This window comes from Desulfomonilia bacterium (assembly GCA_036567785.1).
Classification (GTDB): Bacteria; Desulfobacterota; Desulfomonilia; order UBA1062; family UBA1062; genus DATCTV01.
On sequence record DATCTV010000037.1, the window covers coordinates 111,278 to 124,122 of the forward strand.

The following is a 12,845-nucleotide window of genomic DNA, read 5'->3' on the forward strand; positions in this document are numbered from 1 at the left end:
AAATATTCTCGACTTAACTTATGAGTTTCCTGTTTTTGCCCGGTTCTTATGAGAAGCCGGAGTGCAGCGTGCTCCTGCCGTATAATGCATGCCGCCGAACAATTCGCCGATTCCCCGGTTGCAAAGCCCGGAATATCTCATCACAAGATATATCGTCGTATTCCTGTGAACATCTTTCGTCTTCAACTCGTCAGGAGTCATCAAAAACCTAGTGTCCAGCAGGTTCCTTCTAAAGATTTCCATTCATATCGAGCTTGATTACATAGAACATGTTTGTACTGCCATCTCTGCTCGTTTTTCTTCCGGCTGCGATGAAGCCTCCGTCAGAGGTCTGACTGATGGATTCAATAGAATAATTGTCAATCGTATCTCCGTAATATCTGCTCCATTCAAAATCGCCTGCAGAGTCAATTTTACTCACCCATGCATCACTTGCGAATTCTTTGATCGGGAATAATCCGCAAAAAATCTTCCATCTGCAGATCCCGGCTATGCAATCATATATTGGTAAGCAGAAGTAACCTTCTATTGGGAAAAGCCTTGACGATCCTCCGATTATATAACCACCATCGTTTGCATGCTTTATCGTATGCAACGAATCTGAACGGTTTATCGGGTTTGTGATACCCTTGAATTCCCACTGTGTATCGCCTTTCTGGTCAAATTTTGTCGTTAGCTTACCTGAATAAATCAAAAAACCCCCATGATCTGCAGGTATAATACTGTCATTACAAAATCCACTGCAATATTTATTGTCTTTTTCCCATACAAAATTACCAGAAGAATCATATCTTTTTAAGTTTATGCCATAGTATTCGCCAAACACGACATTAAAGCCACCATCATCAGTTTCTATTACTTCGGTTGGGTAACCAAATGATTCAAAATTTATTTCCCATGATATCATCAAGTCATCATCGAGCTTTATCAGTACTAGCCCAACAGGCAGTTTGTTGGCATATAGGAGATAGCCACCGTCAGTAACTTTTTTAAATGATATGAGTTTAGACTCGACATTTTTGATATAATATTGAGACCATTCGACATTCCCTAATTTGTCCAGTTTTATTGCGATGACGTTTTCTTCATAATCACTATAACCAACCTCGATCGACTGTGTCAAAACAACCGCGAATCCGCCGTTCTTTGCCTGGGCTATCGAGATTTTTGGTTTGTTATAGTCATAGAAATTATCCAGTTTCCTATCCCACAGTCTGTTCCCTGCGCTGTCCAGCCTTAGTATGGTCAGCCTGCTGTCGGTGATGCCAGCGACCACATATCCTCCATCGTCTGTCTGTAAAACGGTGTTAGATGAGTATGAAATGTTGGAACTGCCCACGTCATAGGTTTTCTCCCAGGTGATAGATTTTACAAGGACCTTCCATGAATGCCGGTCGCTGCCGGCAATCACTCTAACCTCATGCTCGCCTGTATCGGACTCGTCCGGTGTATATTCATAGCTATTCCCGGTGCCGTTCTGCCGTATACCGTCGAGTAACCATTCATACTCCTGGTAGACGGGGGAGGTTTTGATGGTGAACACCTGTGTTTCACCTGGCCTGACGGCAACTACAGAATCTTTTGGGGAAAAGCTTGTGATGCAGCCCGATAATGACGCAGCAAAAATAATGAACATGTAGAAAAAACAGTTGATTTTCTTAATCTCCATCGGAATCCCCCCCTAATACAAAATAAATTAAGATTTAATTATATAACAAGCATGAAGGCCGGTCAATTCTTAGGTAACGTCATATCCGCCCCCTATGATATTTTTAGGAACGATAGTAAAGAGTTGATAATTACTTGATTTTTAAAGACCTGATAATCTAGTGTCTATGGACATTATGAGCGTGCCTTGTTAGATGTATTCCCATGAAGAAAGGATATTCAATAAGGCCTTTTTCCGGGACGAATCCGGATCTCAGGCTCCTTGCCGAGCAGGCGTTCTCAAGGGCAGCGGGTGCACCTCTCATACAGGGAAACAGCGTTAGCATTCTGAAGGATGCAGCCGAAAATTATCCGGCCTGGCTTGAAGCCATGCACGGGGCCAGGAAAAGCATCCATTTCGAGACCTACATCATCTATGACGACGATATCGGCAGCGAGTTTGCCGAGGTTATGGCGGCAAAGGCGAGAGAAGGAGTCATGGTCAGGTTTATCTATGACTGGATGGGTGCTCTCGGCAGGACATCCGGACGTTTTATGAAAAAACTCAAGGCTGCAGGGGTGGAGGTGCGCTGCTTCAACGCGCCCCGCATTGACCGTCCGCTCAACTGGCTCAGCAGGGACCACCGTAAAATGATAGCGATAGACGGCAGTATCGGCTTTGTCTCGGGCCTTTGTGTGGGGCGTCCATGGGCAGGGTATCCGGAAAAGGGGATTGAACCGTGGCGTGATACCGGGGTCATGATTAAGGGGCCGGCTGTTGCGGATATAGAAAAGGCTTTTGCAGACGTTTGGGCAACAATGGGTCCGGGATTGCCCGAAGAAGAGATCCCTCAAGCAGGCGCCCTTCACCCGGAAGGAGACGTGATGCTGCGTGTTGTGGCGAGTGTCCCTAATATTGCAGGGCTGTTCCGGATGGATCAGCTCATAGCAGCTACTGCACGAAGATCTCTTTGGCTTACTGATGCGTACTTTGTCGGGCTTACCCCGTATGTTCAGGCGCTTATGGCATCGGCAAGAGACGGCGTCGATGTAAGGCTCCTTGTCCCGGGTACGACCGACATTCCCGTATTGAGGGCGGTTTCAAGGGCCGGATACCAGCCGCTTCTAACATCAGGGGTGAGGATATTCGAATGGAACGGCCCGATGCTCCATGCGAAAACTGCGGTATCGGACAGTAGATGGGCAAGGATAGGCTCGAGCAACCTGAACATTTCAAGCTGGCTCGGGAATTATGAACTCGACGTGGCCATCGAGGATGAAAATCTGGCCCTTGTCATGGAACGTATGTATCTCGAGGACCTGACGCATTCAACAGAGATCGTTCTGGACAAACGCCATGCAGCAAGACCCAGCGTGAAAAGGCCCAGAAAAGACCATCCGGCAAAGGGGGGAAGAAAGGGAAACCTGGGCCGTGCCGGGGTCGGCGTCATCCGGGCAGGCCGGGTGGTGGAAGCGGCCATTACAAGCCGCAGGATCCTGGATCCGGCGGATGCGAAGATCATGTTCAGTGCGGGGATTATACTGCTGGCGCTTGCAGCACTTGCAATATTATGGCCGCGAGTTCTGGCTGTTCCGTTTGCACTCTTGAGCATATGGTTTGCTCTGGTTCTTTTTTTAAGGGCGTTCAGAATCCGCGTAAAACACCGCAAAAATATCCCGCCTCCACATTCCGATGATTGATGAATGTCATATGATCCTTATCCCCGACGGATTCATGCGGGGATAAAATCGCTGAACTTTTGATTTTGAGCTTTTCTTGCCGCAGTCTTTTGTTACCAGGACAGGCGCAGGCTAAAACCGCCGTTCATGGTCAGGCGTGACCCTTCATCCACCGATCCGTTATAGGTTTCAGTTACCGAGAAGCTGCTGAACGCACAGTTGAATCCGATATTATTATCGGTTTTGCTGAAGTCGGTCAGGTATATGGTTCCATTGAAAAGGGCATCATGGTCACCCTCAGGGATATCCTCCCACCAGTTCGTGAATAAGCATGTAAAGCTGTCCCGTTGCCCCATGATGCCGTCGCCTGATGAATCGATCCAGTTTATGACAAGTTTTCCCGGCGTGCCGGTACCGGGGGGAAATGCCGTGCCGTCAATAGTAACCTTCTTATTGAGCGCAATGTCAGCGGCATTGTCATAAATGAGTTTCATGCTTCTGTATTCAATGCCCATAAGCTCATAATAGTACATCCATACCGAATAGCCGATCCAGCTGAAAAGCTGGTATGCGGGTGGATCATCCAGGTCGCCTATGCCGTCAAGCTCATTCCAGGTCAGGTTTACAGGCATGTCATCAATCGGATTCTCGCTTAAGTAAGCTGTGATGGTTACGCCCGTATCAGTGATTTCCATAATTATGCTGTCGAAGCCAAGCGATTCAAAATTCTGTCCGATAAATGTGATTTTCCAGGCACCTTGAGTGGGGAACTCGCCCTTGTTCATATGAATTTCATCAAGGACAGTGACACGGCATGTGTTTACATATGAATTGTAGTCTTTCCAGAGCGTATTGCTCTGCACGGTTACGCTTCTGTTCTGTTCCACTGTGATATGGTTTGTCGTGGTGTCATAAACACCCTGCAGATCAGCCCAGACGTTAGTTAATCCGGTTTGGCCGCTGCTGATCTGAAGATACTGTTCATTATCATTATTCGATATTATATATGTGATAGGTCCTTCGGGGATCAGACTTTCTGAGCTGCCGCCCCCGCCACCGCCACCACACCCGGCTCCAACTATGGAGAAAAATATGAGAAACAAGGAAAAAACAAGACCTGTATAAGCATTCGGTTTCATCTGTGCACGCTCCTTTAATATGATAACGATAATAATAATGAAAGAAGCTATGTCAAGAAATAACACGACCTCATATACGGGTCTTAAAAAAGCTCTTTTTAGAAATGCCGCACTTCAGATATCTTCCGGGCATCCGAGCTGCGAGGAAATCTGTCTTGATGTAAGCCTCACGGCGGCTATTATATCCGTTTTCCTCTGCTCTATGTTCCGGGGATTGCCTGAAATGGTAAATGCCGCGATCAGCGTTCCGTCATGGTTGAAGATGGGGCCGCCTATTCCGGCCAGTCCGTTTATGGATTCCTGCCTGTCGTAGCTTATTCCGTCTCTTTTTACCTGTTCGAGTTCCTCAAGGAAGGCCTTTTTTGTCCTGATCGTATTCGGGGTGAAGACATCAAAAGAGTAATCCTTTAATATTTCGTCGCGCTTTGTGCTGTCCATATGTGCATAGAGCATCTTGCCGATGCATGTGCTGTGGGCCGGAATAACCGATCCAGCTTCAGGGAACACCATGTAACGGTTTTCCGGTTCTGTTCTTAATATGATTGTAACCTTTTCGCCTACAAGCACGCCTACGTTCACCGGCTCCATGAACTGAAAGCATAACCTCTCAAGCCAGGCCCTGCCTAGTGTGACCACATCCATGCTAGTGGCGCATCTCATGCCCAGCTGAAAAATCTGAGGCCCGAGCCTGTATTTTCCGCTCATGTGATCCTTTTCAAGAAAACCGAGGGCATCGAGAGTGACGACAATGCTTGATACGGTCGTCTTGGCAAGGCCGAGGCGTTTTGAAAAATCGGTTATACCTATCGGCTTCTTTTCGCTCAGGAAGAGCTCTAGTATATCGGAAGCCCTTTTTATGGATTGAATAAGCCTTTTCTCACCCATGATCTATCCCCTTCTATTTTTTCATTGACTATGAAATTCATATAACATAAATTAATGGAACATGATACGATAATATCGTACAAAATGAAATTATCAAGAAGAAAACATTTAAGGAGGTTTCATGAAGGCGCTCAATTTAAAATCGCTGATTCGCAAATATCTCTGGTTCGTAAATTTCGGGACCATGATAAAAACGAGCATGTGGTGGCTGTGGTTCCGCCGCAACCGTGTCTTTTTCATATTCGAAGACCGTGAATATACCTATGGAGAGGTTTATCAGCGCTCGCTCGATTTTGCACGATTCTTCGCCTCTGAGCGGGCAAGGCGTGTTGCCGAAGGAAAGATACCCGCAGAAGGCCGCCTAAGTGTAGGCATATATGTGGACAACGTGCCCGAATTCGTTTTCGCAGCACTCGGCGCCGGGCTCAGCAACTCCATACTGTTCGCCATCAATACCGGCTTCAGGGGCGAAACGCTTGCAAACGTAATAGCCCAGGCAGACATTTCCATTCTCATCATCAACCCCAGTACCATAGTAGAAGCCGAGCGGGTTAAGGGAGAAACAGGGATAGCCGATGAGAATATTCTCTATATCGGCCACAGAACTGAGATCGAGGGCAAGTCCTACAGGGTGCTCAACGATGCGGTAAACGAGGCGACCGTAAAAAACGTTAAATACACGGTTCCCAGGGTCGATAATTTCAGCCCGGTCATTGTCATTTATACATCAGGAACGACAGGCCTGCCCAAGGGTGTGCCATGCACCCACATAAAGCTGTTCGGTGCAGGTTTCGTGGTGGAGGCGGCCGTACGGCTTACAAAAAAGGACAGGGGCTACATATCAATGCCGCTCTTTCATTCGAATGCATGGTACATAGGCATACTCCCCCAGCTTATCGTTGGCGGCAGTTTTGTATTGAAGCGCAAATTCAGCGCGAGCGCCTTCGAGGAGGACATGCTTAAATACGGCGTGACCTTCCTCAATTACGTGGGTCAGCCGCTACACTACATCATCGATGCGCTTGAGAGGAAATACGGAAACGGCGAGGCTGTGGAAAAGGCGCTTGCAAATCATCCTCAGAACAGGTTCAGGGTTGCCTACGGAAACGGGGCCTCGATCGTGGACCGCATAAAGTTCACGAAATATCTGGGAATGCAGCATGTCTTCGAGATTTACGGTTCGACGGAAGCGGTCATAACCACGGCCAACCGGCCCGGTGACCCTATTGAGACCGTGGGAAGGGTCCAGAAGTCAGTAGTCATACTGGACGAGAACGGCAAGGAATGTCCTCCGGGTATTGTGGATGCGAACGGCAAACTCATCAACTATGACGAGGCGGTCGGCGAAATATGCCGCATCGTGGGCGACAACAACCTCAGGTTCGAGGGCTATTTCGGCAATGCGAACGCGACCAGTCAGAAATTCAGAGACGGCATATTCCATTCCGGCGACCTCGGACATATAAGGATTGTCAAGGGCAAAAGATATCTATTTTTCAACGGCAGAACGGACGACTGGATCAGGAAGGACGGTGAGAACTTCTCAGCCGAAAATGTGCTCAAGTATGCTCAGGACATACCCGGAGTGGATGTGGCCATTGCATACGGAGCCCCCTGCGACGTATCAGACGAAAAGGTCATGATCGCCGTGCAGATGAAAGATGGTTGCGAGTTCAATCCGGACGAGACATATGCGTGGCTTGTCAGGCAGCAGAAGGAAGGCGGCATGGATCCCAAGTGGATGCCTGATTTCATAAGAATTATCGACAGTTTTCCCATGACCAATACCAACAAGATTGTTGTCAAGCCATACAAGAAGGAGAATTACAACCTGGGCAGCGATCCTGCAATGAAGGTTTTTTACCGTGAGAAGGGAGACACTACCTTCCACCCCATGACGAAGGAGAAATTCCAGTCGATCAGGGAATGCTTCATTAAGAACGGCAGGGAATCGCTTTTAGGATAGATTGGATTCTGTTTATCCTATCCGTACCCCTGCACCATCGATTTGTGCAGGGGTCGTTAAACAATTCAGGCCTCGTTTTATCAGATCTCAAATATGACCTTGATGACGTGCCCGGGTTTTTCAAGGGCCAGCCTGAAGGCTGACTTGTAGTCATCCAGTTTGAAGCGGTGAGTTATAAAGCCGTCCAGTGATATGCGCTTCTCCGTGATCATCTCAATGGCCATCTCAAAGCTTGATAGGCTGCGACCCTGCCGGTTTTCCATGCCGTGCGAGTTTACGCCCATCATGGTAAGCTCCTGGTTCCAGAGTGGCGTATGGTCGAAGCTGATCGGGCTGAGCTGGTTTCCTATCATCACATAGGTTCCGTGCGCCTTGAGCCATCTGAGGGAATCGTGCACGATTGTGTTATAGCCCACACAGTCATAGATCAGATCGAATCCGCCCAGCATGGTCGTATTCTTAAGAGGCCCCCTGTAGACTTTGCCACCTGTAACGCGGGCCGCAGCCTCATAGGGGTCTCCCTCCAGGATCTCATTGGCTCCCAGCTTCAGGGCAAGCTCCTTTTTGAAAGGTATGCGTTCGAGCACATAAATAAAGCAGCCCGGACTGAAAGCCCGCGCAAACTGTATGACATTGAGACCGATGGTGCCTGCGCCTATGACGAGGACTTTTTCACCCTCTGCTGGCGGCCTCCTGAGAACGGCGTGGAGCGAGACTGATACGGGTTCGATAAGTACGGCCTCTTCGTCGGCAATGGTATCAGGAACCTTCATCATCTGGCTTTCATGTGCGATGAACTGGTCACCGAAACCTGCGCCCGTATTGGACGGCATTTTCTTCTCCGAGAAATTCTCGCACAGTGGGTAGTTGCCCTCGGCGCACGGCCCGCATGGCGGGTTTATGCCCAGCATTGAGCAGCATGGCAGGTATCGCTGCATGGTCACCCTGTCGCCTGTTTTAAGATGTTTTACAGCGCTGCCGGTTTCTGTAACTATCCCGATGAGCTCATGCCCCATGAATGCGCGCGGTACGCCGGGCAGGGCCGCAATCGATATGGAGGGGCTCGCCTTGACAAAGAACAGCGAAAGGTCCGCCCCGCATATACCTGCAAGCACGGGCTTTACGCGTACCCAGTCAGACCCGGGCAGGGCCGGGTCGGGCAATGTGCCGTATCGAACAGGTGAAAGGCGGGAGAAGAAGACTTGAGGGAACAAGCCGCCCAGGGCCTTTGTGGCAAGTATGCGCGGAATGCTTACATCGAAATAGATGGATTTCATAAAGTCCTCCTTAAGCAGTTGTATGCTAACGGTAGTCTATGAGACTGTCTATCCTGCCCATCAGGTCGCCGACTGCAGCATTAATATCACTGATACGAACCGTGACCGCTTTATTAGGGCAGACCGTCGCGCACCGGCCGCATCCCTTGCATGTAGAAGCATTATGTACGGCAATGCCGTTTTCGATCGTTACCGCATCCATGAAACACTCCGCCGCGCAGGTGCCGCAGCCTGTACAGAGCTTGCTGTCCACGACGATGTCAACGCCCTTGAGCATAACGAGCGATTTTGCAGCTTCGGGCGGGAAGTATTTGCCCGAGTTGAGTATGGTGCAGCAGCAGCGGCAGCAGTAGCAGACTGTCAGGAGCTTGCCCCGGTCACGCACGCCCCAGATGAAATTGTCCACTTTGACGCGTCCGGTCATGGGTATGAGCCCGTCGGCAACGAGCTTGCGGTGATGCGCGATCGCCTCGTCAACGGGGATATGGCGCGCTATCCTCGAGTCTATCTCGCGTGTGCCGTCGCCCATGAGCAGGCAACCGTATTCAACGGGATGCTCCCTGCACTGCTTTGCGTCCCTGCACGTACAGCGGTTTATTATTACTCGGTGCGATGAGCGTTTGATCAATTCTTCGACTATTGCTCCGGGAAGCGGTGAATTCGTTGAGTCCTCAACCGTGGCATTGATCGGTATATATGAAATGTTGAGGTTTTTTTTCGAAAACATGGGAACGGTAATGCGTGCAATAAAACCGCCCACAACCGGCCACTTTGTTGCCTGTGCGCTGATCCATGTGATCGGCCAGATCTTTGCAAGAAAATAAAGCCACCATTCAGGTCTGCGTGACATAAAAACCTCCTATTGTGTTCAGCGCCGTCTCTTTATTGGAACGCCCTTTTCAATATTTGATGACTCCGGATCGCTGTTTAGTGGCGGCACTCCCAGAATCGAGCTCAGGTTTGCTGCAGCCTTCATTACGGCAGCAAGTTCCTCTGAACTGTAATCCTTCACACCGGACAGGATTGTTTCATACGAGTGGTCTTCGGATGCCTTCATCAGCTTAAGACCTGACTCGTTAAGTTCGACCAGTATATTGCGCTTGTCCGCCGGGTCTTTGCTTCGGCTTACGAGCTTTCGTCTCTCAAGGCGGTCCACGGCGCGGCTCGCCGTGCTTATATGAACGCTCAGCTCCCGTGCAATATCGCTCATGCGCACAGGGGAGGAACGGCGCAGATAGTAAAGAAGATATGAATCCTGATAGGTCATGCCGAAGAGCTTTATCTTCTGCTGGTCGAACTGATAGACTGCGGCCATGGCATTATAGAGTATTTCATCGACCTTCTTGCGCGGAAACGAATCGATCAGCCCTTTTTTCATGAAAATCGAGTTTAGCAAATTATTTGCGCATGTGCAAATAATTCGAACCTGCGGCCCGTTGCCTTATTGATTGAAATAAGACTTTAACCTATGCTTCTGGCAGCGGGGCGGCTTTTCATCAGAAGACCGATCAGCCCTGAGACGAAAGGCAGCATAAACGTAACGCTCAACGCGGTATGCATTCCCCATGTGTCAGCGATATGGCCTAAGATTATCACTGCAAGCCCGCCTATGCCGCCTGCAAACCCCATCGAGAGTCCGGCTGCGAACGCCTTGTTGTCCGGGATCGCCTCCTGCGCGGCAACTACTGTTACGGAAATGCTTGAAAGGAGTGCAGCGCCTGAGAGCATCATGAACACGATCCTCAGGGTGCCCTCAGTTGAGAAAAAGGCGAACAACAGAGGGGTTGATATCATCAGCGATGATACGATAAGCGGCTTGCGTCCGTAATTATCGGACAGATAGCCTCCGAGTATGCCTCCGAACACGCCTGAGAAGAGCATGATCGTGACCATGTATCCTATGGTCACATTCGTGTAGCCATTCGATTTGAAATAAAGCGGAAGAAAGGTTAAGAGCCCGACGAATGCTAGCGACCTTATGGCGATTACGCTTATTATTGCTGCAAGTTCGCGTGCGGCGCGCCATATTGAGCGGAACACCTCGGAGAGCGCAAGCGTACTGGGCGCAATGACTCTGTCTTTCGGCGTGAGGAAGATCAGAAGCAGCGAGACGAGGATCCCGGGAATTATGATAAATGGCGTGACGCCGAGCCCGAAGGCCTGGAAAAGAGGTATGAATAGCAGCGGGGCGAGCGCAAAGCCTATGTTTCCGAACGCCACGAACCCCGAGAGTATAAGGGCCTTTCGGTTTCCGCTCAGAATATTGACCATTGTGGATGCCTGCGGGTGGAAGGCGGCAGTCCCGAGTCCGGCAAGGGTTGCAAGACTTATAAGTGCGGTGTAGCTCTTGACCACGCCTGTCATGCTCAGCATTACGGACATCCATAGAGTGCCTACGTAAACGAGCCAGCGCTTGCCCTTGCGGTCCAGGAAAAAGCCGAAGAACGGCTGGGCTATGGAGGATGATATTGTGAAGGCGGAGATCAGGGCTGCCGCCCTTGTTGCAGTGAAATCAGGCCTTGCAACGACCAGAAACAAGAGCATCTGTGGCAGATAGTTGCTGTACAGGTCGTTCAGCATGTGAGCGAGCGACAGCACGCCTATCGTCGTATATTTTCTATAAAGGCTTTTCATCGGATTGCCCCAAATAAAGTCCGGACCTGTCATGCCGGCCCTCTGACCGGCATGATATACCCGGATGTTTCAATGATTTCTAGTCCCCTATTATCTTCACCAGCACACGCTTTCTGCGCATCCCGTCAAATTCACCGTAGAATATCTGCTCCCACGGCCCGAAGTCGAGCCTGCCGTTCGTGACCGCCACTACCACCTCCCGTCCCATGACCTGGCGCTTGAGATGGGCGTCGCCGTTGTCCTCACCCGTCCTGTTGTGTTGGTAGAAGCTTACCGGCTCATGCGGCGCAAGCCTTTCGAGCCAGTTCCTGTAATCAGAATGAAGTCCGCTCTCGTCATCGTTTATGAATACCGAGGCGGTTATATGCATCGCATTCACCAAACAGAGTCCTTCAGTGATGCCGCTTTCCCTGAGCGCATCTTCAACGTCCGGCGTTATGTTTATGAACTCAACCCTTTTAGATATATTGAACCACAATTCTTTTCTGAATGATTTCATTCCCATCTCCTTTTCTCTCATTCGGGAATCTCAGGGACAGGCATGACAAAAACACCGCGGCCGTTCATTTTCAGGCTTCTTCCTTTCATCCCGAACTCGGTGATGTAAAGGAAATCGGGTCGGAAGCCTGGCCCTTTGCCGAACTTGCAGGATGACGGGGCTTTCAGGTCACCAGTCCGATATCCTGCCGTCACCAGTCCGTCCTTTACGCTGATTATCGCCATTTCTGAATTAAAGCACAGCCAGACGGTTCCGTCTGCTGCTGTGTCGAGGTCGTCGAAAATCTGAAGTTTTCCCGGTGAATAGAGGACCTTCTTTTCTCTGGTCTTCATGTCGACGGCCATGAGCACGCCGTTAAGATTGGTCACATACAGCTTCGATTCATCCGGGGAAAAGGCGAGGCCGTTGGTTATGCCGCCGGTCTCGATAAAGACCTCGGGGTTGATAAAGCTGTTGTCATCGCCAATTTTTGCACGCAGCACGCATCCTTTGGGATTGAAGAAGGACAGGTTGGAAGACGCGATGTACAGATAACCGCTCCTGTCCTGCGCCATTCCGTTCAGGCCCTGTACCGGTGACGAGATAGGGGTCACGCTTGTGAAGTCCATGCTGATCCGGCAGATTCTGCTTATGCCTTTCTCATCCATGACGCCCGCATAAAGCATGCCGTCAGGACCGGCCTCAACATCGAGGCACATCTTTCCTATCTTCTTTTTATCTGCAATTTTGCCCCTGAACGGGTCATCTGTGGGAACCACGCGGTATATCATCCCGTCGAGGCCCGTTACGAACATGTTGCCCGCACCGTCAAATGTGAGGTTTTCGACCCCGTTCATGCCTGATACATAAGGCCCTGCCCAGGGCTTGTCCTGGCCTGTGTGAATTATCTTCAACCCGCTCGAACATGCCGTCAGACAGAAGAGGAGAAGAAGACTGATTATTGAAATCCTGATTCTCATTTTTCACCGCCTGAAGATTTTATAATGGGATTGTATTCATAACAGGCTGCTTCTACAAACAAATATTTTCCCATTTCAGGAAGGGCCTGTACAAAAATTACTAGGCTTGCAAGGTACAAACTTCTGTTGATTTTCCGCCCATGTCAGGCAGATCGATCT

The 12,845-nt window shown here is 49.8% G+C and carries 12 protein-coding genes; 2 read left to right on the forward strand and 10 right to left on the reverse strand.

Annotation, left to right across the window (positions count from 1 at the left end; genetic code table 11):
- Positions 1-18: 18 nt before the first annotated feature.
- Both VIS94_11220 and VIS94_11225 read right to left on the reverse strand, forming a co-directional pair.
- Positions 19-243, reverse strand: coding sequence for a hypothetical protein (locus tag VIS94_11220; protein HEY9161644.1), 225 nt, complete (start codon positions 241-243; stop codon positions 19-21).
- On the reverse strand, positions 230-1,669 hold the full coding sequence (locus VIS94_11225; protein HEY9161645.1) for a hypothetical protein: 1,440 nt from the start codon (positions 1,667-1,669) through the stop codon (positions 230-232). Before VIS94_11225 ends, VIS94_11220 begins: the two co-directional genes overlap by 14 nt.
- 203 nt (positions 1,670-1,872) lie before the next feature.
- Here VIS94_11225 and VIS94_11230 point away from each other — a divergent pair, with 203 nt between their 5' ends.
- Entirely contained in the window at positions 1,873-3,348 is a 1,476-nt protein-coding gene (locus tag VIS94_11230; GenBank protein HEY9161646.1) for a phospholipase D-like domain-containing protein, read from the forward strand.
- 92 nt (positions 3,349-3,440) lie between these two features.
- Here VIS94_11230 and VIS94_11235 read toward each other — a convergent pair whose 3' ends face one another.
- Positions 3,441-4,466: a hypothetical protein gene (locus VIS94_11235; protein ID HEY9161647.1), complete on the reverse strand. Its 1,026-nt coding sequence runs from the start codon at positions 4,464-4,466 to the stop codon at positions 3,441-3,443.
- A gap of 114 nt (positions 4,467-4,580) precedes the next feature.
- Positions 4,581-5,351, reverse strand: a complete 771-nt coding sequence (locus tag VIS94_11240; GenBank protein ID HEY9161648.1) for an IclR family transcriptional regulator — start codon at positions 5,349-5,351, stop codon at positions 4,581-4,583.
- A gap of 121 nt (positions 5,352-5,472) precedes the next feature.
- On the opposite strand from VIS94_11240, the gene VIS94_11245 reads away from it, so the two are divergent.
- Positions 5,473-7,317, forward strand: a complete 1,845-nt coding sequence (locus tag VIS94_11245) for an AMP-binding protein (GenBank protein HEY9161649.1) — start codon at positions 5,473-5,475, stop codon at positions 7,315-7,317.
- An 80-nt stretch (positions 7,318-7,397) separates the two neighbouring features.
- Here the strand turns inward: VIS94_11245 and VIS94_11250 are convergent, their stop codons facing one another.
- The 6 genes from VIS94_11250 to VIS94_11275 form a co-directional block, all read right to left on the reverse strand.
- Positions 7,398-8,594 carry an alcohol dehydrogenase catalytic domain-containing protein gene (locus VIS94_11250; GenBank protein ID HEY9161650.1) on the reverse strand — a complete coding sequence of 399 codons (1,197 nt, stop codon included), beginning with the start codon at positions 8,592-8,594 and terminating at the stop codon, positions 7,398-7,400.
- Between the two features lie 25 nt (positions 8,595-8,619).
- On the reverse strand, positions 8,620-9,444 hold the full coding sequence (locus VIS94_11255; protein ID HEY9161651.1) for a 4Fe-4S binding protein: 825 nt from the start codon (positions 9,442-9,444) through the stop codon (positions 8,620-8,622).
- A gap of 18 nt (positions 9,445-9,462) precedes the next feature.
- Complete coding sequence (locus tag VIS94_11260) at positions 9,463-9,972, reverse strand: MarR family transcriptional regulator (protein ID HEY9161652.1); 510 nt, start codon at positions 9,970-9,972, stop codon at positions 9,463-9,465.
- An 83-nt stretch (positions 9,973-10,055) separates the two neighbouring features.
- Positions 10,056-11,228 (reverse strand): MFS transporter, encoded by a 1,173-nt coding sequence (locus VIS94_11265; GenBank protein ID HEY9161653.1) that lies wholly within the window; start codon positions 11,226-11,228, stop codon positions 10,056-10,058.
- 79 nt (positions 11,229-11,307) lie between these two features.
- Positions 11,308-11,727, reverse strand: coding sequence for a secondary thiamine-phosphate synthase enzyme YjbQ (locus VIS94_11270; GenBank protein HEY9161654.1), 420 nt, complete (start codon positions 11,725-11,727; stop codon positions 11,308-11,310).
- Positions 11,728-11,744: 17 nt separating this feature from the next.
- Entirely contained in the window at positions 11,745-12,686 is a 942-nt protein-coding gene (locus VIS94_11275) for an SMP-30/gluconolactonase/LRE family protein (GenBank protein ID HEY9161655.1), read from the reverse strand.
- Positions 12,687-12,845: the final 159 nt, after the last annotated feature.

Coding starts and splice junctions, on each gene's coding strand:
- VIS94_11255 (HEY9161651.1), bottom strand. CDS start 9,444: ATGTCACGCAGACCTGAATGGTGGCTTTATTTTCTTGCAAAGATCTGG.
- VIS94_11275 (HEY9161655.1), bottom strand. CDS start 12,686: ATGAGAATCAGGATTTCAATAATCAGTCTTCTTCTCCTCTTCTGTCTG.
- VIS94_11220 (HEY9161644.1), bottom strand. CDS start 243: ATGGAAATCTTTAGAAGGAACCTGCTGGACACTAGGTTTTTGATGACT.
- VIS94_11270 (HEY9161654.1), bottom strand. CDS start 11,727: ATGAAATCATTCAGAAAAGAATTGTGGTTCAATATATCTAAAAGGGTT.
- VIS94_11250 (HEY9161650.1), bottom strand. CDS start 8,594: ATGAAATCCATCTATTTCGATGTAAGCATTCCGCGCATACTTGCCACA.
- VIS94_11245 (HEY9161649.1), top strand. CDS start 5,473: ATGAAGGCGCTCAATTTAAAATCGCTGATTCGCAAATATCTCTGGTTC.
- VIS94_11235 (HEY9161647.1), bottom strand. CDS start 4,466: ATGAAACCGAATGCTTATACAGGTCTTGTTTTTTCCTTGTTTCTCATA.
- VIS94_11260 (HEY9161652.1), bottom strand. CDS start 9,972: ATGAAAAAAGGGCTGATCGATTCGTTTCCGCGCAAGAAGGTCGATGAA.
- VIS94_11225 (HEY9161645.1), bottom strand. CDS start 1,669: ATGGAGATTAAGAAAATCAACTGTTTTTTCTACATGTTCATTATTTTT.
- VIS94_11240 (HEY9161648.1), bottom strand. CDS start 5,351: ATGGGTGAGAAAAGGCTTATTCAATCCATAAAAAGGGCTTCCGATATA.
- VIS94_11230 (HEY9161646.1), top strand. CDS start 1,873: ATGAAGAAAGGATATTCAATAAGGCCTTTTTCCGGGACGAATCCGGAT.
- VIS94_11265 (HEY9161653.1), bottom strand. CDS start 11,228: ATGAAAAGCCTTTATAGAAAATATACGACGATAGGCGTGCTGTCGCTC.